At 43.7% G+C, this 26,114-nt stretch carries 24 protein-coding genes, 4 pseudogenes and 1 riboswitch; of the genes and pseudogenes, 22 read left to right on the forward strand and 6 right to left on the reverse strand.

Translation table 11 applies throughout. The features are described 5' to 3' along the window. Positions 1-441: 441 nt before the first annotated feature. Positions 442-564 (forward strand): annotated as a pseudogene (locus OCV47_RS16075) (peptide deformylase); the annotation flags it as partial. 297 nt (positions 565-861) lie between these two features. On the opposite strand, the gene OCV47_RS11610 reads toward OCV47_RS16075, so the two are convergent. Further along, positions 862-1,299 (reverse strand): MerR family transcriptional regulator, encoded by a 438-nt coding sequence (locus OCV47_RS11610; RefSeq protein WP_262655225.1) that lies wholly within the window; start codon positions 1,297-1,299, stop codon positions 862-864. A gap of 120 nt (positions 1,300-1,419) precedes the next feature. Here OCV47_RS11610 and OCV47_RS11615 point away from each other — a divergent pair, with 120 nt between their 5' ends. The 8 genes from OCV47_RS11615 to OCV47_RS11650 all read left to right on the forward strand — a co-directional run bounded on the left by OCV47_RS11615 (position 1,420) and on the right by OCV47_RS11650 (position 6,636). Next, positions 1,420-2,418 (forward strand): alpha/beta hydrolase, encoded by a 999-nt coding sequence (locus OCV47_RS11615; protein WP_262655226.1) that lies wholly within the window; start codon positions 1,420-1,422, stop codon positions 2,416-2,418. A 1-nt stretch (position 2,419) separates the two neighbouring features. After that, positions 2,420-2,962: a flavodoxin family protein gene (locus tag OCV47_RS11620; protein ID WP_262655227.1), complete on the forward strand. Its 543-nt coding sequence runs from the start codon at positions 2,420-2,422 to the stop codon at positions 2,960-2,962. A 20-nt stretch (positions 2,963-2,982) separates the two neighbouring features. Beyond that, on the forward strand, positions 2,983-3,750 hold the full coding sequence (locus OCV47_RS11625) for a carboxymuconolactone decarboxylase family protein (RefSeq protein ID WP_262655228.1): 768 nt from the start codon (positions 2,983-2,985) through the stop codon (positions 3,748-3,750). An 18-nt stretch (positions 3,751-3,768) separates the two neighbouring features. Beyond that, positions 3,769-4,098, forward strand: coding sequence for an antibiotic biosynthesis monooxygenase family protein (locus tag OCV47_RS11630; RefSeq protein ID WP_262655229.1), 330 nt, complete (start codon positions 3,769-3,771; stop codon positions 4,096-4,098). Between the two features lie 9 nt (positions 4,099-4,107). Further along, a complete protein-coding gene (locus OCV47_RS11635) occupies positions 4,108-4,578 on the forward strand; it encodes a flavodoxin (RefSeq protein WP_262655231.1) in 471 nt (156 codons plus the stop codon). 15 nt (positions 4,579-4,593) lie between these two features. Then, a complete protein-coding gene (locus OCV47_RS11640) occupies positions 4,594-5,277 on the forward strand; it encodes a flavodoxin (RefSeq protein ID WP_262655233.1) in 684 nt (227 codons plus the stop codon). Positions 5,278-5,331: 54 nt separating this feature from the next. Next, positions 5,332-5,416: riboswitch (SAM riboswitch) on the forward strand. 99 nt (positions 5,417-5,515) lie between these two features. After that, the gene (locus OCV47_RS11645; protein ID WP_262655235.1) at positions 5,516-5,833 is read left to right on the forward strand and encodes a hypothetical protein; all 318 of its coding nucleotides are present in this window, start codon (positions 5,516-5,518) and stop codon (positions 5,831-5,833) included. Positions 5,834-5,895: 62 nt separating this feature from the next. Continuing rightward, entirely contained in the window at positions 5,896-6,636 is a 741-nt protein-coding gene (locus tag OCV47_RS11650; protein WP_262655236.1) for a MerR family transcriptional regulator, read from the forward strand. Between the two features lie 77 nt (positions 6,637-6,713). On the opposite strand, the gene OCV47_RS11655 is transcribed toward OCV47_RS11650, so the two are convergent. Further along, the gene (locus tag OCV47_RS11655) at positions 6,714-7,496 is read right to left on the reverse strand and encodes a hypothetical protein (protein ID WP_262655237.1); all 783 of its coding nucleotides are present in this window, start codon (positions 7,494-7,496) and stop codon (positions 6,714-6,716) included. 31 nt (positions 7,497-7,527) lie between these two features. Between OCV47_RS11655 and OCV47_RS11660 the strand changes: the two genes are divergently transcribed. Then, on the forward strand, positions 7,528-7,662 hold the full coding sequence (locus OCV47_RS11660; protein WP_262655238.1) for a hypothetical protein: 135 nt from the start codon (positions 7,528-7,530) through the stop codon (positions 7,660-7,662). Positions 7,663-8,195: 533 nt separating this feature from the next. On the opposite strand, the gene OCV47_RS11665 is transcribed toward OCV47_RS11660, so the two are convergent. Continuing rightward, positions 8,196-9,650 carry a DDE-type integrase/transposase/recombinase gene (locus tag OCV47_RS11665; RefSeq protein WP_262655240.1) on the reverse strand — a complete coding sequence of 485 codons (1,455 nt, stop codon included), beginning with the start codon at positions 9,648-9,650 and terminating at the stop codon, positions 8,196-8,198. A 161-nt stretch (positions 9,651-9,811) separates the two neighbouring features. Here OCV47_RS11665 and OCV47_RS15890 point away from each other — a divergent pair. Both OCV47_RS15890 and OCV47_RS15895 read left to right on the forward strand, forming a co-directional pair. After that, positions 9,812-9,982 (forward strand): annotated as a pseudogene (locus OCV47_RS15890) (response regulator); the annotation flags it as partial. A 9-nt stretch (positions 9,983-9,991) separates the two neighbouring features. Beyond that, complete coding sequence (locus OCV47_RS15895; protein ID WP_416888016.1) at positions 9,992-10,441, forward strand: response regulator; 450 nt, start codon at positions 9,992-9,994, stop codon at positions 10,439-10,441. A gap of 367 nt (positions 10,442-10,808) precedes the next feature. Here OCV47_RS15895 and OCV47_RS11680 read toward each other — a convergent pair whose 3' ends face one another. After that, entirely contained in the window at positions 10,809-11,162 is a 354-nt protein-coding gene (locus tag OCV47_RS11680; protein ID WP_262655241.1) for a cupin domain-containing protein, read from the reverse strand. A gap of 140 nt (positions 11,163-11,302) precedes the next feature. Here OCV47_RS11680 and OCV47_RS11685 point away from each other — a divergent pair, with 140 nt between their 5' ends. From OCV47_RS11685 to OCV47_RS11730, 10 genes and pseudogenes are all read left to right on the forward strand, one after another. Beyond that, on the forward strand, positions 11,303-11,635 hold the full coding sequence (locus tag OCV47_RS11685; protein ID WP_008373705.1) for a winged helix-turn-helix transcriptional regulator: 333 nt from the start codon (positions 11,303-11,305) through the stop codon (positions 11,633-11,635). A 232-nt stretch (positions 11,636-11,867) separates the two neighbouring features. Beyond that, a pseudogene (locus OCV47_RS11690) lies at positions 11,868-12,814 on the forward strand (sodium-dependent transporter). A 245-nt stretch (positions 12,815-13,059) separates the two neighbouring features. Then, positions 13,060-13,740 carry a FadR/GntR family transcriptional regulator gene (locus OCV47_RS11695; RefSeq protein WP_117449754.1) on the forward strand — a complete coding sequence of 227 codons (681 nt, stop codon included), beginning with the start codon at positions 13,060-13,062 and terminating at the stop codon, positions 13,738-13,740. A 76-nt stretch (positions 13,741-13,816) separates the two neighbouring features. Beyond that, positions 13,817-15,004, forward strand: coding sequence for a trans-sulfuration enzyme family protein (locus OCV47_RS11700; RefSeq protein ID WP_262655243.1), 1,188 nt, complete (start codon positions 13,817-13,819; stop codon positions 15,002-15,004). Positions 15,005-15,126: 122 nt separating this feature from the next. Further along, positions 15,127-16,407 (forward strand): ABC transporter substrate-binding protein, encoded by a 1,281-nt coding sequence (locus tag OCV47_RS11705; protein WP_416888017.1) that lies wholly within the window; start codon positions 15,127-15,129, stop codon positions 16,405-16,407. 95 nt (positions 16,408-16,502) lie between these two features. Next, positions 16,503-17,408, forward strand: a complete 906-nt coding sequence (locus tag OCV47_RS11710) for a carbohydrate ABC transporter permease (RefSeq protein WP_262655245.1) — start codon at positions 16,503-16,505, stop codon at positions 17,406-17,408. Between the two features lie 3 nt (positions 17,409-17,411). After that, a complete protein-coding gene (locus OCV47_RS11715) occupies positions 17,412-18,254 on the forward strand; it encodes a carbohydrate ABC transporter permease (RefSeq protein WP_262655246.1) in 843 nt (280 codons plus the stop codon). A gap of 10 nt (positions 18,255-18,264) precedes the next feature. Further along, complete coding sequence (locus tag OCV47_RS11720) at positions 18,265-21,438, forward strand: alpha-mannosidase (protein WP_262655247.1); 3,174 nt, start codon at positions 18,265-18,267, stop codon at positions 21,436-21,438. Positions 21,439-21,538: 100 nt separating this feature from the next. Continuing rightward, positions 21,539-23,224, forward strand: a complete 1,686-nt coding sequence (locus OCV47_RS11725; RefSeq protein ID WP_262655248.1) for a glycoside hydrolase family 13 protein — start codon at positions 21,539-21,541, stop codon at positions 23,222-23,224. 4 nt (positions 23,225-23,228) lie between these two features. Then, positions 23,229-25,460: an alpha-galactosidase gene (locus OCV47_RS11730; protein ID WP_262655250.1), complete on the forward strand. Its 2,232-nt coding sequence runs from the start codon at positions 23,229-23,231 to the stop codon at positions 25,458-25,460. Positions 25,461-25,568: 108 nt separating this feature from the next. Here OCV47_RS11730 and OCV47_RS11735 read toward each other — a convergent pair. Next, a pseudogene (locus tag OCV47_RS11735) lies at positions 25,569-25,772 on the reverse strand (IS4 family transposase); the annotation flags it as partial. 89 nt (positions 25,773-25,861) lie between these two features. Continuing rightward, on the reverse strand, positions 25,862-26,114 hold a 253-nt coding region (locus tag OCV47_RS11740), incomplete at its 5' end, for a transposase domain-containing protein (RefSeq protein ID WP_262655251.1).

The following is a 26,114-nucleotide window of genomic DNA, read 5'->3' on the forward strand; positions in this document are numbered from 1 at the left end:
GGACCGTGGAATCAAGGAAATCGTAAAATATGGCATCGCCTTTGCAGGTAAAAATGTAGAGATTGCAAATGGCTGAAGTTTCAAAGCAGGATGCATACAAGGGCAACTAAACGAAAATAAGCGGGAAGCTCGTTTGGATCAGATTCAATAAAAAAGAATCTAATCTGAACGGGCTTTTTTGCTGCAACAGGGGAGCGTAAGCGGAACAATCCTTGTTGCAGGAAATGATGTTTGGATTACAGGAAAAGGAGGAAGATGATCAACGATTTGAAGTATCGTTGGAGAAACTCATCTCAGTAGTAGATTGAAATCCCCTACTGAGACAAACTTAGAATAAGAATGAAAAAACCTCGCGGTGGTAGAAATATAATATTGTTGATATAATCACTATATGGTTCGGAGAGATTGAAAAAGAGATAATATGACATGGAGGAATGAAAGATGGTAAAACCTATAATGAAAGATGTGTTCTTTCTGGGACAAAAGTCAGAACCTGCTACAAAGGCAGATCTGCAAGTGGGAAAGGATCTACAGGATACCCTAAAGGCAAATCGTAGAAGTTGCAGATGCATTCAATAACTTTATTGATAGTAACAAACTTCCAATAAAAATTCATATCTAACTCTTAATTATATATGGCTCTATCGGCTTAAATCCGGTAGGGCCATCTTCTAAATCATCTGTCGCATGAGAAGCATGCTTTTGCCTGAGGTTGGTCTGGAGTGACTGATTTTCAGATGAATACAATAAGCAGCCATTTGTGAGGAGTAGGAGACTCCGGCTGAGATGTAAAGTGACAATTTTGCCCACTGGAGGACTGTTTATACAGCAGGTCTTTCAGTGGGCTTTTTTCGTTGTTGGTTATTCATGTGAAATATCGTAAAGCTTCTGAATCTCTTTCGGGAGTTTGTCCGGCAGCATGGCACTGATGCCATCTTCATTGCCGTCTTTTATCGCGGTCTCGTAGTACCAGCATTTAAACTTCAGCAGAGCAAGGGTTCTCTCCAGGGCTTTGATCTCATCTTCCACGGCAGCTTTTCTGGTCTCGAACATCTCTTTTCTCTTCCCATAGCTGGAAGGGCCTTCCATAACCCACTGGAAGAACTGCTTGATATCTTTGATTTCAAGACCGGAGCGTTTGAGGCACTCAATCACGCGGATAGCCTCCAGTTCATCGTCGCTGAAGTAACGGATATTGCCCTTTCTCATCAGATTAGGGAAGAATCCTTCCTTGTCATAATATCTTAAAGTCGAAATAGGGAGATTGTACATCTCCGAAACCTGACCAATCGTGTACATGATGCACCTTCCTTCAAAAAAGTTCTTGACCTAAAGTTAGGTTTAGGCTGTATAATAAGATCATTATAAGATATATTCCGGTAATATTCAAGAAAAATGACCGCAAGGAGGATAAAAATAATGATGAAGACAGAAGAACTTAAGTTGGTTGTTGAATGGGATAAGACATTTCCAAAAAGCGACAAGGTAGATCACAAGAAGGTGACATTCATTAACCGTTACGGAATTACCCTGGCAGCTGATATGTATACACCAAAGAATGCAGAAGGAAAGCTTCCTGCAATCGCAGTTTCCGGACCTTTTGGTGCCGTAAAGGAGCAGTGTTCGGGACTTTATGCCCAGACTATGGCTGAGAGAGGATACCTGACCATCGCATTTGATCCTTCCTTTACAGGTGAGAGCGGCGGCCAGCCAAGATATATGGCATCTCCTGATATCAATACCGAGGATTTCATGGCTGCAGTAGATTTCTTATCTATTCAGGAAAATGTTGATGCAGATCAAATCGGTATCATCGGTATCTGTGGATGGGGCGGCATGGCTCTTAATACAGCAGCTCTTGACACCAGAATCAAGGCAACAATTGCATCTACCATGTACGATATGACAAGAGTAAATGCCAACGGATATTTCGATTCAGAAGACAGTGAAGAGGCTAGATTTGCAAAGAAGCAGGATATGAATGCCCTCAGAACAGAGGAATACAAAAAGGGTGAATACTCAAGAGCCGGTGGATGTCTTCCACTTCCGGTACCGGAAGATGCTCCATTTTTCGTAAAGGATTACAGCGAATACTACAAGGGCAGATGCTACCATGCGAGAAGCCTTAACTCTAATGAAGGCTGGAATAGTCTTGGCTGCCAGTCCTTTATGAATCAGCCTATTCTTACATACAGCAATGAGATCAGAAGTGCCGTATTGATTATGCACGGCGATAAGGCTCACAGCTATTACTTTGGAAAGGATGCTTATGAAGCTATGATCAAGGACAGCAAATATACAGAGAACAAAGAACTTCTTACCATCCCGGGTGCAGTGCATACAGATCTGTATGACAACCTGAAAGTCATTCCATTTGACAAGATGCAGCAGTTCTTAAAGGAAAACGGGGTAGGTTAAGATGGCGAAGAAAGTACTTATTATTTCGACAAGCCTTCGTGGCGGCAGTAATTCCGACATTCTTGCAAAGGAATGTGAAAAGGGAGCAAAAGAGGCCGGACACGAGGTAGAATACATTTCCCTGAAGGGAAAGGACATTAAGTTTTGTATCGGATGTTTGACCTGTCAGACAAAAGGCAGCTGCGTACTTACAGATGATGTGGCAGAGATCATGGAAAAGGTTCTGGCTGCCGAGGTTATCGTCTATGCAACTCCAATCTACTATTACGAGATGAGCGGACAGATGAAGACGCTTCTGGACAGAATGAACCCGATGTATCCGATGGATTATGCTTTCCGCGATATCTATATGATCGCAACTGCCGCAGAGGAAGAGGAAAGCGCATTTGAAAAAGCCTACAACGGTCTTCAAGGCTGGGTGGACTGCTTTGAAAAGGCAAAGCTCAAGGGTCTCGTAACCGGTGGCGGCATCGGTGATGCGAATGACGCTCCGAATCATGAAGAGATCATGAGGAGGGCTTATGAGCTCGGAAAGGCTCTGTAAAAATGAGAAAAATGGAAATTATGAAGAAGATAGTACAGACAGCAGGCAGAGCTGCTCTCGGTGAATTCGCGCCGGAGTTTGCTCATTATAATGACGATGTTCTCTTTGGAGAGAACTGGAATAATCAGGATATCGATGTAAAGACAAGAAGCATTATCACGGTAGTTGCATTGATGTCCTCAGGCATTACGGATTCTTCTCTGAAATATCATCTGCAGAATGCGAAAGCCCATGGCGTAACACAGAAAGAAATCGCAGCAGTGATCACACATGTGGCATTCTATACAGGATGGCCAAAGGGCTGGGCCGTATTCAACCTGGCTAAAGAAGTATGGGAAACAGGCGAAGGTGATCTTCCTTACGAAGACGAAGCTATGAGAGCCCATGCAAAGGAAATGGTATTCCCGATCGGAGCACCAAATGATGGATTTGCACAATATTTTACTGGTAAAAGCTTTCTTGCACCTATATCAACAAATCAGGTTGGAATCTTTAATGTAACTTTTGAGCCGGGGTGCAGAAATAACTGGCACATTCATCATGCAACAGAGGGCGGCGGACAGATCCTTGTCTGCGTGGCAGGCCGTGGTTACTATCAGGAATGGGGAAAGGATGCAGTAGAAATGAAGCCGGGAGACTGCATCAATATTCCGGTAGGCGTAAAGCACTGGCATGGAGCTGCACCGGATTCCTGGTTCAGCCATCTGGCAATGGAAGTGCCTGGCAAGGATGGCTCCAATGAATGGCTGGAAGCAGTAGACGATGAGCAATATGGCAATCTCGATTAATGATAGAGGTGAATTGCAATGGCTATAACCGTAAATATTTATTATAAAGGGACTGGGTCCGCAGCAAAACAATTTGCAAGGGAAATGACAGAAAGCGGAACGGTGGATGCTATCAGGAACGAAACTGGAAATCTCCGCTATGAATACTTTTCGCCGTTAGATGATGAAGGAACGATATTGTTGATCGATAGCTGGGAAAATCAGGAAGCGATTGATATCCATCATGCATCTCCAATGATGAATACTATCATGGAATTACGAGAAAAGTATAATCTTCATATGAAGGTTGAGCGTTATGTATCAGAGGATGGCATACCGGATTCGGACAAGAAATTCATAAAGGAATAGGTGACAATTATGGCAAAAACATTAGTAGCATATTTCAGTGCCAGTGGCGTAACAAAGAAGACTGCGGAAAAACTGGCCGAAGCTGCAAAAGCAGATATCTATGAAATCAAGCCTGCAGTTCCATATACCAAGGCTGATCTGAACTGGATGGATAAGAAATCAAGAAGCAGCGTAGAGATGGGCGACAAGTCCTTCAGACCGGAAATTGTGAAAGATGATTTGAATTTATCTCAGTACGATACTATTCTGGTTGGCTTCCCGATTTGGTGGTATGTGGCTCCAACCATCATCAATACCTTCCTTGAAAGCTATGATTTTGCCGGAAAGAAGATTGTTCTCTTCGCAACCTCCGGCGGCAGCGGTTTTGGAAACACGGTAAAAGAACTGAAACCATCCGCTCCTGAAGCAGAAATCGTAGAAGGAAAGCTTCTGAATCGTGCGACAGATAAAGATATCGATGCCCTGATCAAGATGCTGTAAGGGAGGCGACTCCGGATGAAAAAGTTATGGGCAGTTCTCCTTTGCTTTGTACTTCTCTTTGCTATGACTGCGTGCGGAAACAGTGCTCCGGCTGCAAGCTCAGAGAATGAATCTACAGAGGCTATTAGAGAGAGTACTTCGGAAGCCACAGAGGATAGTGAGAGCACCGAAGAGATAAACGGAACCAATGAATCGGATGAAGTTGTTCTGGAAGAAGTTTTTGAGGTTAAAACTGCAGTGGTCTGCTTCTCCGGAACCGGAAACACCATGGCTGTCGCAGAGACGATTGCCGATGTAACCGGTGGTGATTTATTCGAAATCATTCCTGCAGAAAAATATGCAGACGAAGATCTGAATTATAATGATGACAACTGCAGGGCCAATAAGGAACAAGATGACCCTGATGCAAGACCTGCGATTGAAAATAATCTGAGTGCGGTGGAAGAATACGATACCATTTATCTCGGACATCCGATCTGGTGGGGTACAAACCCTCGTATCATCCAGACCTTCCTGGATACTTATGACCTGACAGATGCCACAATCTATACCTTCTGTACCTCAGGTGGAAGTGGTATTGAAAAGAGTATTTCTGATCTGCAGACGCTGTATCCAGACTTACATATTGTAACTGGTAAACGATTTAACAATGCATCTGAAGAAGATGTGACTGAGTGGATCAGCAGTCTTTCTGAGTAGCAGGTGGCACATCTGCACCTTGAGATGATATTCGTTCTCAGCTATAATGATAAAGACCTATAAAGAGTGCGCGAGAGACAAGCTCGATGACCGCACAGCAACCTGCATTTGCAAGGTGCTAAAGCTTGACCGATGGGCGTTATGTATTTGAGAATTATGGCTCCTGTCGGAAACGATGGGGGCCTTTTCCTTTTGCCGCTCTTTATAGGATCATAGATCGAAGAGGAGGCATGAGAGCATGCGCAATGTAACTGAATTATCAAAACTGAATGGGGAAGTGTATGTGTATCTGAGAGATGAAGTGATTGCAAGAAGGTTTTTGCAGGATGCAGAGAATGAGGGATTCACTTTTGGAGATGGAGAAAAGCCAACAGCCAGACCGGGAAATAATCTCTATGTGGTCAATCGTGATTGGACGATCAGTCATGTGGGATGTACTGGCCATATGGCATTTCAATCAGCGAAGCGTATCGGTGAGCGGGAGATGATCCGTGTGGATTATGAGAGATATTTGCTTGGGGAAGAAAATTTCGTGATTAATAAAAATAATGCTTGACCCTGACATAATGTCATACCTTATTATGAACTTACCACGACAGGAAAGAAGGTTTGATATTGATGATGACGGTAAATGAAGTAAGCAAATTATCAGGGGTGAGTATACGATCCCTGCATCATTACGACAAGATTAGTCTTCTGCCGGCCACGGAAGTTACAGCTGCCGGCTACAGGCTTTATGACGATAAGGCCCTGGAGCGATTGCAGATGATCTTGTTATTCAAAGAACTTCAGTTTCCATTAAAAGAGATTACAACGATTCTTGATAATCCGGAGTTTGATCGAAGCAAAGCACTGGAACAACAGATAAAGCTTTTGGAACTTCGGAAGGAGCATCTGGAAAACCTGATCGATCTGGCTCGTGGAATAAAGATGATAGGAGTTCAGAAAATGAGTAAAATGAGTTTTGATGCTTTCGATACACGAAAAATTGATGAATATGCAGCCCAGGCAAAAGCATCCTGGGGAACTACCGATGCCTATAAAGAGTTTGAGAAGAAGTCGGCTGGAAGAAGCCGCGAAGAAGAACAGGTACTTGGTGTTCAGATGATGGAAATCTTTGCGGAGTTCGGTAAGATCAGAAATAAGAAACCGGAATCAGAAGAAGCACAGGCCCTGGTAAAGAAACTGCAGAACTATATCACCGAGCATTACTATACCTGTACCGATGAGATTTTGGAAAGTCTGGGACAGATGTATGCAGGCGGTGGAGATATGACATCCAATATAGATAAGTACGCAGGTGAGGGTACTGCAGTCTTTGCTAACGAAGCGATAGAAGCGTATATTCTGACAAAATAATTATCGAAAAATCAGAGTTTAGGCACCTTGTGGAGTGAAGTGTTGTCAGTCATTCCATGAGGTGCCTTTTTTTGCTTTTATGAGATTACTTCTTCCCTGATTAAGCCTCCAGGCTGTTGATCAGGAACATCGATGCCTGCACCTCGAAGCATCGTTTCATAATTGCTTTCGATAATGCCCAGGGTCTTCTGTTGTTTCAGGAGATCCTGCTTTTCTTTTTTGGCAGAGACAAGTTCTTCTTCCAGTTCCAGCTGTTGTCGCTGAAGTTTTTCTGCAGATGGAAGTTTGTGGATGCCAAACTCTGCCAGTTCTTTTAAGGTGGCATCGTGTAACTGATATTCTGCCTGATGTTGTTTGCGGTAGAGTGCTTTATCCGGAGCATCTTTCTCTGCAAGAACCACATCACGGCAAGCTCGGTAGACTTCACAGTGCTTCTTAATGACTTTCTGATTTTGAATGGCTTGTTGTGTTTGCCGAATCTGTTTATCTGCAGCCTGGATGGAAGCTTCCAGATCAGAAATATGATTTTCAAATTCTTCGTAGTTTAACAGATTATGCTGAGAGAGATAGCTGAAAGTTTTGGCTGCTTCTTTCAGATTATTTCTCTGTGCCCAATGTTCAAAACCGGGGCGATTGCCGTCAGCGACATAGGAAGTCATCTCCACAAATATCCTTACTTTGAATGATGCATTTTGAGGAATGCGGGCCTTATGACGATTCTTCGCCAGACGTCTCAGGATACTGTCCTCTGTATAATAGGCTCCCAGAGTTTTGACATTGGTGAAATGTTTCTGATCAGCAGCCCGGAAAGCCAGATACTTTCCCTGCCGGATTTCATATCCGGCTTCTTTCATCTTCATCAGAAATTCATCAAAGGAAACGGACGACCAGATGGCACGATCCACGTTGTATTTGAGTTTTGATTTCCAGCTGTTTGATTACGATGAGTTAGAGTTTATGGATCCGGAAGAAAGAAGAGAAGTATTGGAAGACGCAGGACTGGATCCGGATGAGTTTGATTTTTAGAAGAGAATATTAGTAATGTGAATAGCTGAGGCTGGCAAAATAGTCTCGGCTATTATGTTTTCCTGAAGTGGATAAAACTGAACGGGTGTTTATTGTTCATTGCGGGGTGCGAGTGTATCATTGTGGGGTGCAGATAAATGTTTGACAATAATAGAAAACTGTAGAAAATAACAAGATAGTTTTGAAAAATCGAAAGTTGCTTATGACAAAAATTTATGTGTGGGTTATAATGATAACAGAGATATTTTGTTCCGTTTATAGTTTAAATCACGGATAGTGTCAAATGACCTATGAAAAAACTGGGCAAAGAAAAAGGCTCAGATGAACCTTGAAAATTGCAGATATTTTAGTCTGAGGTAAACTATCGCCACCCTTGACAGCACGAAAAAGAACTGCTGTAGGTTGATCACCGACGGCGAAGAACTCAAGAACAGATTGTTTCTCGTCGTTTACAGCAGTGTAGCAGTTCTTTTTCGTGCCATCAAGGGCAAAGCCGCTTCGCGGTGGCTGGGTTACTACCTCAGGCTCTGAATCTAAGAACAGACAGTGGCTTCTCCATTTTGCAGATTTAAGACAGTCTGTTGTCCGAGGAAGATGAGCAGTTGCCATTTGCCTGGCATGTTTTCCGCATTTTCCAGCATGTCCACTTTGTTGAGTGGAGTGTAGTTGGAGTGTTTGTGAGGGCGAAGGAAGTTATAATAAGCTACCCACAGGGCTAAATCGTAGTTGGCACCATCGTAATTATCGAAGCCATTTGTGGGACGGTAAGAAGCCTTATAGGTACGGTTTAAGCGCTCAATCATCTGCTTGTACGGGCGGAATTCTTTGGAGACTTCATCATCATTGGTAAGACCGATTACCTGTGTAATGCTGAATTTAAAGTTATTTTTAAACTTTTTGGCAAACTCCATTGCAGCCAACGGATAGGCACTATAGCCGTCAGAAATGAATTTGAAGTTTTTTGGCAGTTCGGACAGATGCCGGAATGCCATACGCATGGCAAGAATGCAGGGACCGACACTGCGGTTGTCGGATACCTGATAGCCGATGATAGAACGGCTGGCAGCATCCATGATGAACCAGATATAGGCTTTGATGCCGCGAACTTTTATGTAGGTTTCATCAGCAGTGAACACGTTGCCTGGTTTGTAATCGTAGTTGTCAACGAAGGGTTTAATACAGATAGCTGCTGTTTTGCAGTAGTTGGCTATCTGTTGATGAGAGATGCTGATGTTATAAAGATCTTTCAGAGCCTGTGAAGTTTTTCTTAGGGATAATCCAAGATTGATGTGGAGTGTCAGGCAAAGCGACATCACATGAGCATTGTGTTTGGAGAACTTCAACGAAGAGGCATTCTTAGGGAGAGAGTTTAAGTCCATGGCAAAGAAATCCACAGTGAACTCACGGTAGATGTAATGGAGTTTATATTTGTTTTTGCCGTAATCCGCGTCCAGATCCTTCCGTTCCACTTTTTTAAGATTGTGGAGATAGTAAGGGCATTTGGGATTGACACATTTGTGTATGCGGAAAAACTTGCGGTCTTTCTTGGCAACTAGGGTATTGCCGCAATGAGGACAGGTAAGCCGGAAGGGAGTGGTGACCACTTCGCCAGATGAGAAAGTCTGTCCGCAGACCTTGCACTGATACTGACCATTGCCACCATTGTTATCGTAGATGAAATGGTGAGGAGCACCGCATAAAGGACAGATTGTATCTTCAGGAATGGTTTTGCCGTTGCGTCGTTGAATCGGTTTGAGTGGCTTGCCATACTTCCACTGATAGTATTCGAGAAGAAACAGCCAGTCTTGTTTGATAAAGGTTTTGATGACAGGAAGTTTATCAATCTTGAATTTTTGATACTTGGGAGAATGGGAATCATCGAAAGCCCACTGTTTTAGAGGGATATATCTGCAGATAAAATTTAATAGCCAGCAGATTTGTTTATGTTGGTATTGAATTAATTGAAGTAAATAAAGTATAATATCCATGAGCATTGGCTCCTTTCGAGGTAATGGTTTGTGGTGAACTCATTATACTTCAAAAGGGAGGTCAATGCTCTTTTTATTTGTAAACCTCCAATAAATCAAGGTTTTAAAGGATTTTAGAACAATAAAAACAGGTAGTTTTTTGACACTACCTTTTAGACTGGAAGATGCCGGATATGGATGGTATAGAGATTGCCAGACAGATCCGGAAACGGATCGGAAAAGAGATCACCATCATTGTATTGACATCCTATGAATTCAGCGAAATTGAAGAAGAGGCAAAGGCTGCAGGTGTAGATGCTTTTATTGCAAAACCGCTGTTCCGTTCCCGGCTGACGGCTACACTGCGGCAGTTTACTTCAGGCAGAAAAGAAAATACAGCGAGAAATTATCTGGAGAAACTGTCAGAAGCAGATTATACAGGAAAAAGGATTCTGCTGGTTGAGGATAATGAGTTGAACAGAGAAATTGGTATTGAAATTTTGCAGATGACAGGGGCAGAAGTGGAAATAGCAGAAAATGGGAAAATCGCAGTTGAAAAAGTGGAAGCTTCTCCGGAAGGATTGTATGATCTTGTTTTTATGGATATCCAAATGCCTGTCATGAATGGTTATGAGGCAACTGCAGCAATCAGGAGCCTTCCGGGTGAAAAGGGAAAACTGCCTATTGTTGCCATGACTGCCAATGCTTTTGCAGAAGATGTACAGTTGGCCAAAAATACAGGCATGAATGGACATATCGCAAAACCGCTGGATATGAATAAGCTGAATGATGTTCTGGAAAACTGGCTGTAATTGCCTTCCTGGATGCATGGGAAAAGCAGCTAGGAAACATAGAGAGGGTTTTGTTATGACAGAAACTAAATATATATTTCCGAAGCAATCGCAGTCCATGGCAGTTTTGGCTTTCATAGCCGTGCTGATCATTTTGCGTCTTGTCCTAATTGTAATGGTACATATGAGAAGGAATTAAGATTGAGTTATTGGGGATATGTCCTAGGTGTTTTTGGATTTGGCGTCGCTGTAGTTGGCTGTTTTCTAAAAGATAATCACTGATAACTTCTTGTTTGAAAAATTGAGAAAACGTAATATTGAACAAAAAAGAAATGCACAGTTCTTAGTTTATCGTGAACTGTGCATTTTTGTAAATAAATACTTTTAATTAGCCGATTACGGCATCCTCTGCTGTAAAATGCTCCAGAGAATTTTCTTTTACCTGAATGCAGATATAAGTAATTCCAGAAATATCGGATGCAAAAAACTGACGCTTTGCAGCAGGTGCGATTTTTAGCCAGTCTCCAGCTGAAAGGCTAATTTCTTCTCCATCAATTATGGCTTTGCCGTTACCTGAAAGAATTCCATAGATTTCTTCATTTTCTTTATGAGAATGAACAAATGGGACATTTGCTCCTGCAGGTAGTTCGTTTAAACTGATTTCTGCACCTGTTAAAGACAACTTTTCATGCAGCTCAATTCGGTTTTTCTTTCCAATAGTTGTTTTTGTGTAATTTGCCATAATAGTCTCCATAGTTAATTTGTAGTTTCTGGTTGCTTGGTATTAGTATAGTGTGAGGTACATACAAAAATAAGTACGCACCTTTTTGTAACTGTACACTCAAAAATGAATGTGTTACAATAGACTCGGAGGTGAGAATTATGCGAGCAAAAGAAGAATTACCGGAATGCCCAGTTGCAACAGCAGTATCTCTTATCGGAGGAAAATGGAAACTGCTGATTTTGCGTAACTTGAAAGAGCGTCCATGGAGATTCAATGAGCTACAACGAAGTATAGATGGTATTTCACAAAAGGTTTTGACAGATAGTTTAAGACAAATGATGAGTGATGGGCTGGCATATCGCCACGATTACCATGAGCAGCCACCGAGAGTTGAATACGGCTTAACGGAACTCGGAACAAAAATGCTTCCAATTGTTAATTCACTTGCTGACTTTGGTAACTACTATAAATCAATTATTGAACAGAATTAAGGACGTTAGTATTTGAAAAGCTCGAACAATTCAAGTTTGTCGGAGAAACACTAATACCACACAAAACTTAATATCAACACAGCGTCAGAGCGTATGGGAAAACCTGTACGCTCTCTTTTTTATCAAAAAAGGAGAAAAATCATATGAAAGAAACAAAATCGTAGACGAGGTAAAGGATGTGTGTTCCTATAATAGTGACAACACATATAAAAAATATTTTTACAGAAGGTGAATTACAGCGGGATTCGTACTTTCAGCAGCAGGCGCATCCGTAGGCCTGGAGAATATCTGGAGATTCCCGTATCTGGCAGCAAAATATGGCGGAGGAATTTTTCTGCTGATTTATATTATACTGGCGCTGACTTTTGGATATACCATGATCGTGGCAGAGACGGTGCTGGGACGTATGACCAGGAAAAGTCCGGTGGGAGCCTACCATTTCTTTGAAAAATCTGGATGGCTGTCCTTTGGCGGCTGGATCAATGCCATCATACCGGTACTAATTCTGGTGACATTCGGTTCATACATGAAAAAAGACGTACCGATTGAGGCATCCACGAAGAATGTGGAGATCTTTGATACTGCCATTGCCATCATGGCAGGACTGATGATCATTCCGGCAGTGTTTGCCTTTTCCGGTGGGGATCCGGATACATTGCAGGCAGGTCCTTCACTGATGTTTATCACGATTCCGAAAGTATTCGCCAGCATGGGAATGGGAACCTTTGTGGGAATCCTGTTTTTCCTCTTAGTACTCTGTGCAGCAGTGACCAGTTCCATTGCCCTGACAGAAAGTGCTGTATCCACATTTCAGAATGAACTTGGCTGGAGCAGAAAAAAGCAACTGTAATTGTGACAGTTATTATGTTACTGCTGGGAAGCCTGTCCTCTCTGGGATACGGTCCACTGGACTTCGTGAAGATCATGGGAATGCAGTTCCTGGATTTCTTTGATTTCCTTACAAACTCTGTGATGATGCCGATTGCAGCAATTGCAACCTGTCTGCTGGTATCGAAAGTAATGGGAATTCAGAAAGTAGAAAAAGAAATGCTGCTGGAAAATGGAACCTTCCACAGAAAGAAAGTATTCGATTTTATGATACAGTATTTGTGCCCGATCTTTGCGGCAATCATACTGTTCAGTTCCGTAGCAAATGCATTGGGATGGATTTCCATGTAAAAATGCATTGACATTCGGGCAACGATCACTTATAATCAACCACAAGAGCAAGGAGGCTTAAAAGAGTCCCTTGCTTTTTTTGTTTTCCCCCGTAACAGTTATACAAAATGACAGAACTGTCTATGAAAACTATACATTTTGCACATTCATATGGTTCCTGTAAAAGAAAATATAATTCTATATTGACAAAAAAATGTTGAGTCTATATTATAGAATTATAAAAAAGTTACAGAAAATGAGCCTATATGAAGAATATCAAGAGAACATCACTTCAGACAGAAGTTATAGAGTATATTAAAAACTATATAGAGGAGAATCGACTTCAGTCGGGAGATAAGTTACCGTCCCAGCAGAAGCTGCAGGAGATGATCGGTGTAAGCCGCCCTACTCTGCGGGAGGCAATGAAGGTTCTGGAAACCAGAGGCGTGTTGAAAGCAGTGAATGGCAAGGGAATATTTGTCACATCCACCGGAGATCAGAATATGATATCGCTTCTGAATTTCACGAAGGAGAAGCAGAATGTACTGGATGTACTGGAAGTTCGCAGGATTCTGGAGAAAGAGATCGTACGGCTGGTAATTCACCGTGCGACGGAAGAAGAATTGGATGATCTGGGAGAGACAACCCGACTGCTGATGCAGTTATTTCATGAGGGAAAGCAGCAGAACCGTGTAGATCACAAGTTTCATAACACCATCTATCGTCTGGCACACAATGACGCACTGTACCAGTTGATCACATCTCTGGAGACAACGATGGTTAACTTCTGGGAGTATCCGCTGGATCTGGAAGATCCATTTCTCAAAAGTATTCCTTTACATGAGAAGTTATATTTCGCTATCCGGGAAAAGAATGTGAAGAAGGCACAGTCCATCAATGAGAAGCTGTTGGATGAGGTTGAATATGAAATCAGCCAGAAATACTAGAAAAGAAAGCAGAGTTGCATCTGCTTTTTAAAATTCTGTAACCTATATGATAGCTTACAGGTTGAAGGGAGAAACTATGACAGACCAGAAAGAATATCTGAAAAGTGACAGCCTGATTGCTGCACATTATGGCGAAGAATATGAGCATTATTACAATGCCATAGTGCCGCCGGTGTTTATGAACTCACTGAATGTGTTTGAGACACTGGATGATTATTATGACTTTGACCGGACGGACAGACACAAATACTGCTACGGCAGAGTACAGAACCCGACAGTAAGGATACTGGAAGACAAGATCGCAGCACTGGAACATGGATGCGGGGCACTGGCACTGGCATCCGGTATGGCGGCAGCATCGACTGCGGTATTCAGCACCATCAAAGCAGGAAGTCACGTGGTTTGCCTGAAGAATGCATACGGTCCGTTAAAGGATCTGCTGACCGGGTACTGTAGGGAACACATGAATGTGGAGACTACCTTTGTAAAAGGCGTAGAAGTATCTGAATTTGAAGCAGTTATTACAGATAAGACCGATCTGATTGTACTGGAAAGTCCGTCATCACTGGTATTTTCCCTGCAGGATATCCGCAAAGTATCCGAGATTGCACATGCACATCAGGCAAAGGTCTATATTGACAATACCTACTGTACACCGTTATATCAGAAGCCACTGGATATGGGCGCTGATATTGTCATGCATACCACATCCAAATATATCGGAGGACACAGTGATGTGATCGGTGGAATGCTGGTGACAAAGGATCCGGAACTGTTTGCAAAGCTTCTTCATAACAGAGAATTGTTTGGCGGAATCGTCGGCCCGATGGAAGCATGGCTGATGATCAGAGGACTGCGTACCATGGCAACGAGACTGGAACAGCACCAAAAGACAGCTATGGAAGTAGCGAAGTTCCTGGAAGAACAGCCAATGGTAGAAAAAGTATATTATCCGGGACTGCCTTCTCATCCACAGTATGAACTGATGAAGCAGCAGCAGACCGGTAACTGTGGATTATTATCCTTTGAATTAAAAGGAACACTGGAGCAGGCAGTAAGATTTGCAGAAAGTCTGAAGATATTTAAGATTGGTGTTTCCTGGGGTGGATTCGAGAGTCTGGTATTCCTGCCACATATGAGACTGAACGACCAGACATGCGAGGAACTGGGAGCATCCCAGAGAATTGTACGAATTCACTGCGGACTTGAGGGCACTGAAAGCCTGATTTCAGATCTGAGATCGGCTTTAGAGCGAATATATTGATTACAACCGGACTGGGAACAATCCTTGTAATCAAAATGGGTGTCAAAGCACCTGAAACTACATATTTATTTTAAAAAGGGAGGACATTACACATGAACAAGAAAAAAATCACTGCTTTTGCAATGGCAACACTGGCTGCATGCAGCATGTCATCCATCATGGCACTTGCTGATGATCAGGTTACTATCACAATGGTAGAATCTCTGACAAGCCCGGAGAGAACAGCAATTCTTCGCGAAATTGCAGATAACTATCAGGCTGATCATCCGGATGTTACCATCGAGATCGTATCTCCGCCACTGGAAAATGCTGACACCAAGATCACACAGATGCTGATGAATGGAAGCGGAGCCGATATCGTTGAAGTACGTGACTCAACGATCACACAGTACGCATCCAATGAATGGCTGGCAGATCTGCAGTCTTACATCGATGCATGGGATGAGAAAGATACACTTTCCGAGTCCGCAGATGAAGTTATCCACTATTACAAAGATACCGCATACATGATCCCTTATGGATTCTATCAGAGAGGTCTGTATGTACGAAAAGACTGGTTCGAAGAAAAAGGACTGGAACTTCCGACTACATGGGAAGAACTTCTGGAATCCGGTGAAGCATTGACAGATGAATCTGCAAACAGATACGGATATTCCTTCCGTGGTGGTTCCAGCGGATATCAGTATGCAGATACCATTTATTGGAGCTGGATCGGAATGGATAAAATTGCGGATCCAAATGCTGCATATTTCCTGAAAGACGGAGATGGAGCAACTATTTTCACACTTCCGGAGGCAAAAGAAGCACTGAACTTCTACAAAGAACTGTATCAGAAAGCATCACCATCTGACTCCATCGCATGGGCATTCTCAGAAATGGTTCAGGGATTTGTCGGCGGAACTACCGCTATGCTGATTCAGGACCCAGAAGTTATTGCAACCTGCACAAGCGATATGGAAGATGGATCCTGGGCACTGATCCCATTCCCTAAGGGACCTTCCGGACAGGCAGTATTCCCGAACGGTTTCGCTGGCTGGGGTATGACATCCTTCACAGAGCACCCGGATGAGACAGCAGACTTCCTGCTTTACTTATCCAATTCCGAAAATAATACATATTTTGCAAAGAATTATTCTACGATTCCAATCCATACAGATGCTGCTGACAGCGATTCATACTTCTCAGAAGGTGCATTCTCCATGTATATGGACATGGCTGCAGAACCTGAAACTTATTGCCATGCTGCATACCCTCAGATGTACGAAGCATTTGCAACCTATAAGACAGAAGTAGATACCATGTATCAGAAATTCCTGACTGACGAGATCACAGATGATGAACTGCTTCAGTGGTTAGATGACTTCTGGACAACTGCTTATGCAGAAGAAGGCCAGCTCTGGTAGGAAGTTTTACCAGAAATGGATGTAACAGAATAAAAAACATGCCATCGGTTCCTTATAATGGCGCCGATGGCGTGTTTCTTTGAAAGGAGACACGAATGAAAAGTAAATCCAAACTAGCAAAAAAGAGGCGCAGATTCGTCATACTGATGCTGCTGCCATCCATTATTTTTCCACTGATATTTACATACTATCCTATGGTTCGTGGTTCCATGATGGCATTTCAGAATTATAATCTGATGAACCTCAAAAACGTACAGTGGATAGGTCTTGATAACTTTAAAAATCTGTTAAAACCAAGTATTGCGAACTCTTTCCCACTTACGGTTATGAACACAGTAAAATGGGTTGTGATTTCTCTGTTTTTCCAGTTTACCATCGGTTTTGCAATGGCACTTTTGCTCAAGAAGAAATTCAAAGGTTCCAATATCTACCAGGGACTGATCTTTTTCCCATGGGCAGTATCCGGTTTCATCATTGGTATTATGTGGCGCTGGATGTATAACGGAACGTCGGGTGTGTTCAACGACATTCTGGTTAATAAACTTCACATTCTCAGCCAGCCTGTTGGATGGCTTGCTGACAAACACATTGCATTATATGCATGTATTATTGCGAATATTTGGTATGGTATTCCATACTTTACAATAATGATTACTGCGGCACTTCGTGGTGTATCCGAAGATCTGTATGGTGCAGCATCTGTAGACGGTGCCAACGCCCTTCAGAAGTTCATCCACATTACAGTGCCAAGTATCAAGTCTGTTTTGTTACTGACCGTACTTCTTCGTGTCATCTGGATCTTCAACTTCCCGGATCTGATTTATTCACTGACCCAGGGCGGACCGGCAGGATCTTCCAACATCATTACATCTTACATGATGCAGTTGGTACAGAGTCTGGATTACGGTATGGCATCAGCAGTCGGAGTTCTCTGCATTCTCTTCCTTGTTGTATTTGCGGGAATCTATCTGGCTGTGACAAAATATACAGAGGAGAACTAAATTATGACAGCAAAACATAAAAGAAGTATTTACAGTGTTCTGAAATTTATTGTACTTGCACTGTTTCTGGTTATCGTCATGTTTCCGTTTGTATGGATGCTGCTTACATCCTTAAAGGGATCCCAGGGTGAGATCTATGCCTTCCCGGTAAAATATCTTCCGAATCCGGTATCCTTTGTAAACTATGCATCCATGCTCTGGAAAGGAAGTTTCGGTATTTATATGCTGAACTCACTGTTTGTTTCAGCAATTGCAGCAACCTGTGCAGTACTGATTGCGGTTCTTTCCGCATACATCATCAGCCGTTTTCATCTGAAACACAAGAATCTGGTGATGATGTTTTTCCTGGTAACTCAGATGTTCCCGACCTTCATCATGCTGGCTCCGCTGTACCAGATGCTGGCTTCCGCAGGTATGCTGAACAGACGTACCACACTGGCGTTGTTATACACCAACATGATGATACCTTTTTCAGTGGTAACACTGGCAGGATTCTATGATGCAGTTCCGACTTCACTGGAAGAAGCCGCATGGATTGACGGATGTGGATATTTATCCTCTCTGTTCCGCGTAGTAGTCCCGGTGATCAAACCAGGTCTGGCATCTACCTTTATTTTTGCATTTATCAACTCTTGGAATGAACTGTTCATGGCAGTCATGTTTATTGATGTAGACAAATACAAAACCATACCGGTAGGATTGAACGCCCTGATCCTGAAATACGATATTAAATGGGGAGAGATGGCGGCAGGTACGATTATGTCACTGATTCCGACCATGATCCTTTTTGGTTTCTGCCAGAAGTATATGATCGAGGGCCTGACAGCCGGTTCCGTCAAAGGATAAGGAGCAGCGAATGAGTATTCAGTTTGAAGTAGAGAGAATGGAGCGTCTGGCAGCAGACCTGGATCTGCTGCGGATATCCGGTCAGATTCCGGTAACAGACTACCTGAGAAAAGAAGGAAAACAGGAAGACGGTGCCATCTGTGATACAGAAGGGTGGACACCGTGCTGCATCAGCGAACCGTGGTCAGAGCTGTGTGAATATCGCTGGTATCGTACCAGGGTACAGATCCCGGAAGAGATGGGTGGAAAACGTGTGGAAATCCGTTTTATCACCGGAAGAGAAGGACAGTGGGATGCCACCAATCCACAGATGCTTTTTTATGTGAATGGCAGACTGGTACAGGGCATTGATGTGAACCATCGTCAGGTATTGCTGGAAGAAAAGGCAAAGGCAGGCACCTGTATAGATATTGCATTTCTGGTATTTACCGGAAGTGTGCCGGGTGATTTGATTATCCGCACGGATCTGATTACCGTAGACTGGGAGACCGAGCAGGCATATTATGATTTTCTGGTTCCGGTACAGACTGCTCGTTTATTAAAAAACAGTGATTATGAGAATTACAGAAGAATTCTCACCCGACTGGCTCCAGCGGCAGATATTCTTGACCTGCGCCAGCCATATACGGAAAGATATTACGCTTCTCTTCACAGGATGCGAGACATTCTGAAAGAAGAATTTTATACAAAAGTAGATGAAAATGCACCGGTAGTCAGTGCCATCGGTCATACGCATATTGATATTGCATGGCTGTGGACAGTTGGTGTGACAAGAGAAAAAGCAGTACGCAGTTTCTCCACGGTGCTGGAACTGATGGATCAGTATCCGAATTACCGTTTCATGTCCAGTCAGCCGATTCTGTACCAGTTTGTAAAGGAACAGGAGCCGGAATTATATGAGAAGATCAGAGAAAAGATCCGGGAAGGACGATGGGAGACAGACGGAGCCATGTGGCTGGAGTCTGACTGTAACCTCCCGGCAGGAGAATCTCTGGTCAGACAGGTGATGAAGGGTGAACAGTTCTTCATGGAAGAATTTGGCATTCCGAGCAGATGCCTTTGGCTGCCTGATGTATTCGGATATTCTGCAGCCATTCCGCAGATCCTGAAAAAAAGTGGTGTACCATATTTTCTGACGACTAAGATCGCATGGAATCAGTTTAATCAGCTTCCAAATGATACCTTTATCTGGAAGGGAATCGATGGCAGTGATGTCTTTGTTTTCATGCCGACGACCTGTGACTTTGATAAGACCCTTGGACTGAATATTTCCTTTACCGACACCAGAAATACCACCACATACACCGGTATTGTGAATCCAAATATGACACTGGGGACGTTCAAGCGTTTCCAGAACCGTGACCTGACAGAAAATACACTGATGCTGTTTGGATTCGGGGACGGCGGCGGTGGTCCGACCAGAGAGATGCTGGAAGAGGCAGAACGTCTGAAATACGGCATGCCGGGGATTCCAAGGCTGGTGCAGGAACCGGAGCGTGTATTTTTTGACCGGATACATGAAGAGATTGCATCCAGACCGGATATGCCGGAATGGAACGGAGAGCTGTACTTTGAATACCATCGGGGGACACTGACCTCCATGGGAAAGAACAAACGTAACAACCGTAAGAGTGAGATCCTCTATGAACAGCTTGAGACGTTGGGGGTTATGGGAGAAGCATACGGGCAGGAATATCCGGCAGAAATTCTGAAATCTGGATGGGATATCATTTTACTGAATCATTTCCATGATATTATTCCTGGAAGTGCCATTGAATCGGTATATGACCAGACAGATGTGGAATACGCGCAGATCCGACAGGACGGTATGTGTGCACTGAGTCAGCTTATGGATGGCATCGCAGAAAAGATTCATGGAGAAGATACACAAAATGGGGAAGAAACGACGATTTTTGTGTATAACACACAGGGATACGACAGAGACGATGTGGTGTGCATAGATGCAGAAAAAGTGAAAGGCTGGAACCGGCATGTCACAGCCATGGTGGATGCAGAAGGCAATCTGTCTCCGGTTCAGTATGCCGCCAATGGAGATCTGCTGTTCTTCGCACAGGCAATACCGTCAGTAGGATACAAGTCTTTTGTACCGGTGATGGGAGAACCGGACGCAGAACAGAAGAAGATCTGGGACGGTAGTTTTGAAAATGCATATTACCGTGTGCAGTTTGATGATCAGATGAGGATCACCTCACTGGTAGAAAAAGAAACAGAACATGAATTTATCAAAGAAGGAACCACAGGCAACCGGCTTGTGACTTACGAAGACCGTCCAATGAACTGGGATAACTGGGATCTGGATATGTTTTATAAGAAGAAACCCTATGAGGCAGATGAAGTATCTGCACCGGAACTGATGGAAGCAGGACCGGTGCGGACCGTAGTGCGGATCCGCAGAAGGTTTGCAGATTCCACTGTCGATCAGGATGTGATTTTGTATCCGGAATTGCCGCGTATCGACTTTAAAACATCCGCAGACTGGCAGGATCATCATGTACTGCTTCGGACACTGTTCCCGGTAGATGTGAACAGTACGAAGGCATCCTATGAGATCCAGTTTGGTAATGTGGAACGTGAGACGACGCACAACCAGAGCTGGGATACTGCCAAATTTGAGGTATGTGCCCATAAATGGTCAGATCTTTCAGAGCAGGGACTGGGAATCAGTCTGTTAAATGACTGCAAGTACGGACACAGTGTGCGGGACGGCGAGATGGGTCTGACCCTGATCAAGTCTGGCGTGTATCCAAATGAAAATGCAGATATCGGTCATCATGAATTCACATATGCGATCTATCCGCATGCAGAAAGATGGCAGGATGCAAGAACCATAGAGATGGCATATGACCTGAACATACCGCTGCATACCAGTATGGTGGAAGGGGCAGATATCCGCACAGAGAGTTCTATGATAGCCATAGCAGAGGATCACTGTTTCTTCGAGACCATCAAACGTGCCGAGGATGGTGACGGATATATTCTCCGTATCTACGAGAATAAAAATAAGAGATCGAAGATCCACATTGCAGTGAATCTGCCAGTCTCAGAAGTAATCGAATGTGATTTGATGGAACGTCCGCTGGCTAAAGTGTCATTTGAGAATGGAGTACTGGAAGACAGCATCAAACCATATGAGATTAAGACCTATCGTTTACATCAGGCATAGAGAATAAATAACAGATAGCAGAGGAACACCCTCTGCTATCCTTGTCTGAAAAGAAAAAGGCATAAGAAGAAGGGGGCTTCAAATGCGGGAAGGAGAAAAGATGAAACAGGAATGGTGGAAAGATGCAGTAGTGTACCAGATATATCCAAGGAGCTTTCAGGACAGTAACGGAGACGGAATCGGTGATATCAATGGGATCCGGATGCATTTGGATTATCTGAAAAATCTGGGTGTGGACGTGATCTGGCTGTGTCCGGTTTACAAGTCCCCAAATGCGGACAATGGATACGATATCAGTGATTATCAGGATATTCATCCTGATTTTGGAACGATGGAAGACTTTGACCGGTTGTTGCAGGAGGTACATGAGCATGGCATGAAGCTGATTATGGACCTGGTTGTGAATCATACATCAGATGAACATCCATGGTTCCGGAAAAGCAGTTCGGCAGAAGCAACATCTTATGATGACTATTATATCTGGAAGGACAGACCAAATAACTGGAAATCACGTTTTCAGGGAAGTGCCTGGACTTATGATGAAAAAAGAGGACAATATTACCTGCACATCTATACAGTGAAACAGCCAGATTTGAACTGGGAAAACGAAGCTGTTCGCAGGGATGTATACAAAATGATGAACTGGTGGGGAAAGAAAGGAATCGATGGTTTCCGTATGGACGTCATTTCTATGATCTCCAAGGATCAGTCTTATGCAGATGGACCGGTGGGAGAGCATGAACAGTTCGGTGATGGATCTTCCATGTATATAAACGGTCCGAGAGTACATGAGTTCCTGCAGGAGATGAACCGGGAAGTGATTCAGAACTTTGACTGGATGACGGTAGGAGAAGGTGTTGGTGTGGATACCAGAGAAGCCCGCCTCTATGCCGGATTTGACAGAAAGGAACTGAACATGATGTTTCAGTTTGAACATGTGGAGCAGGCAAAGGGCCCTCTGGGAAAATGGACAGACCGGAAACCGGATTTTCTCAGGGTAAAAGAGATTCTGGATCGCTGGCAGACAGATCTGGAAGGAAAGGCGTGGAACAGTCTGTTTGTGGAGAATCATGACTATGCAAGATCGGTATCCACATTTGCAGATGACAGAGAAGAATACAGGGAACTGTCTGCAAAGATGCTGTCGATTGCACTGTATATGATGAAGGGAACCCCATATATCTACCAGGGACAGGAACTGGGGATGACCAATTACCATGCTTTCTCCATTGATGAATTACAGGATGTGGAGAGCAAAAATGCTTATCAGTTTTATGTGAATGCAGGGGAGGTCTCACCGGAAGAGATGCTGAAGTATGTGAACTGTGCCGGAAGGGACAATTCCAGGACACCAATGCAGTGGAATACAGAAGAAAATGCCGGATTTACCCATGGCACACCGTGGCTTCCAGTAAATCCGAACTATATGTATCTGAATGCAGAGGAACAGATCGGGCGCACAGATTCTGTCTTTACTTTTTATCAGCAGCTGTTGGCATTTCGAAAGTCTGCACCGGCAATTTTATGGGGCAGCTACCGGATGATTGGGAAAGAACATAAGCAGCTACTGGCGTATTTTCGGACAATGGGAGAAGAGACATATCTGATTCTCTGTAATTTCAGTGAAAAAGAACAGTCTACAGATACGCTGAAGCTGAGACAGCAGACAGAAGCACAGGGAAAAGCTTATTGGAAACAGGTACTCGGAAATTATCCATCCGGTCACAGTGTGGATATGCTTCGTCCATATGAGGGCGTAATCTGGAAAATGGAAAAGGAGTCTTAACAGGATGAGTATTTTAATCAATGAAAAAGAGGGAATTTTTCATCTTCAAAATCAGAACATCAGCTATATCATGAAAGTGCTGCGAAACGGGCAGCTTGGTCAGATCTATTTCGGGAGAAGACTTCATGACTGCACAGAATATGATCATTTTGTGGAACTGGGACATCGGGATATGGCACCATGTGTATTTGACGGAGAGACAACCTTTTCCATGGAACATCTGAAGCAGGAATATCCTGGGTTTGGAACCGGAGATATGCGTTACCCGGCAGTAGAGATCCGGTGTGCAGATGGAAGCCGTGTGACAGAGTTCCTTTACGATCATGTGGAAGTGCAGCAGGGCAAACCGAAGCTTGACGGACTTCCTGCGGTTTATGTGGAAGAGGATCAGGAGGCAGAGACTCTGAAGGTTGTACTGAAGGATACGGTAAAAGGCCTGAAACTGGTGCTTTCCTATACGATTTTCAGAGATTTCCCGGTGATTGCCCGGAATGCATGGATTCAGAATGAAGGGGAACAGAGTGTGAATCTGGAAAAAGCCATGAGTGTCAGTGTGGATTTCCCAGACTGCGATTATGAAATGTTTTATCTGTCAGGAGCATCCTTAAGAGAACGGCATCCACAGATACAGCTGCTGCATCAGGGAATACAGGATATTCACAGCCTGAGAGGACACAGCAGCCACCAGTTCAATCCGTTCCTTGCATTAAAACGCCTGGATGCGGGAGAAAAGAAGGGCGAAGTCTACGGATTCAGCCTGGTATACAGTGGCAATTTCCTGGGACAGACAGAGGTCGATACCATGGGAACCACAAGGGTGATGATGGGGATTCATCCAACAGGTTTTTCCTGGCCACTGGCACCGGGGGAAGGATTTCAGACACCGGAAGCCATATTAGTCTGGTCAGATCAGGGACTGAACGGAATGAGTCAGACATATCACACACTTTACCGGAAAAGGCTTGCCAGAGGGTACTGGAGAGATCGTGAGCGCCCAATTCTGATTAATAACTGGGAAGCCACTTACATGGATTTTGATGAAGAAAAGATCCTGTCCATTGCAGAAAAAGCCAGGGAACTGGGAATTGAACTGTTTGTTTTGGATGATGGATGGTTTGGCAAGAGGAACGACGATACCAGTTCGCTGGGAGACTGGGATGTAAATCTAGACAAGCTGCCTTCTGGCATAGCAGGGTTGGCACAGAAGATTCAGGATATGGGAATGCTGTTTGGACTGTGGTTTGAGCCGGAGATGGGCAGCCGAGACAGTGATCTGTTTCGAGAGCATCCTGACTGGATTCTTGGAAGCCCTGACCGCCATATTTGCAGCGGCAGACATCAGTATGTACTGGATTTTTCCAAAGAAGAAGTGGTGGATTACATCGGAGATAAGATGGAAGCCATTCTTTCATCCGGTCCGATCTCCTATGTGAAGTGGGATATGAACCGCAGTATTTCCGATCTGTATTCCAGAGGAACCGATCCTCTGCAGCAGGGAACCATTTATCACAGACAGATTCGGGGGATTTACCGACTGTATGAACGGTTGATTCAGAAGTTTTCGCAGGTTCTGTTTGAATCCTGTGCCAGCGGCGGCGGACGTTTTGATCCTGGAATGCTGTATTATGCACCGCAGGCGTGGGCATCAGATGATACTGATGCATCCCAGCGGGTATTCATTCAGTATGGTAGTTCCTATGTCTATCCGTTAAGTTCTATCGGAAGTCATGTATCAGCGTGCCCCAATCATCAGACCTTCCGCAGTCTGCCGCTGAAGATGCGTGGAGATGTGGCGTATTTTGGAACCTTTGGATATGAACTGGATCTGAATACCCTAAATTCAGAAGAACAGAATGAAGTAAAAGAACAGATTCGGTTTATGAAAAAATATCGACAGCTGATTCATAATGGTATATTTTATCGGTTAAAGAGTCCATTCCGGAAGAATACAGATCAGGTACAGGATGCGGCATGGATGGTAGTATCCCAGGATAAAAAGCAGGCATTACTGGCATATTTCCGCCTTCATCAGCCTGTCAATGTGGGATATCAGAGAGTAAAACTGGAAGGGTTGTCAGAAGATATGCAGTATCATATCAGTGACAGACCATATAGTGCTTATGGTGATGAACTGATGCAGATCGGTCTGGATGTGTCAGACTGGGCCTGTGGTGTCCGGTGGTCAGAGCAGCCACAGGGCGAGGGCGTATCCCGCATCATTTTACTGGAAGCATAGCTATCGGGGACGTATAAAAGTGGCTTTCAAAGCCACTTTTATACGTCCCAATTGATTTATCCGCCGATATATTCGCTAATTACAGAAGTGAGCGCCGGGAGAATCCAGGAAATCACGGCATATATGTACAGCAACAGAAAAGTTGACTTTATATTCATATTTTCTGGAACCCTTTTCTATGACTACGTGCGAGGTAATCAATTCAGAAAAGTTATACATTATTAGCCCTGCGAAAATTTCTTGGAGTATATAGTCCACCTTTTTCGAATGAAAATGAAGTAATCCTATAGTATATTTTAAATCTCTAAAAGATGGTAAGCGCATAGTTTCGGGGCATACCCAATAAATGAAATCTGGCACCCTGCGCTAGGATGCCAGACATGCGAGTATTTTACTCCATTTTATTTGCAGGTTTCCTGAGCCAGATTGCTCCATGGGGCAAACCGCTCTAATTCATCGTCTGACATTTCAGCACTTGGACGATGCTCCAAAAGGAAGCTCAAATACTTATGCGGGTCGAGTTCATTGGCCTTTGCCGTTTCTATCATAGAATAGACCTTCATACTGGCATCCGCCCCAGCAGGCGTATCACTGAAGAGCCAGTTCTTACGGCCTACTACCAATGGACGGATACTGTTCTCGCTGAGATTATTG

It is taken from the genome of Muricoprocola aceti, assembly GCF_025567005.1.
GTDB lineage: Bacteria > Bacillota > Clostridia > Lachnospirales > Lachnospiraceae > Marvinbryantia > Marvinbryantia aceti.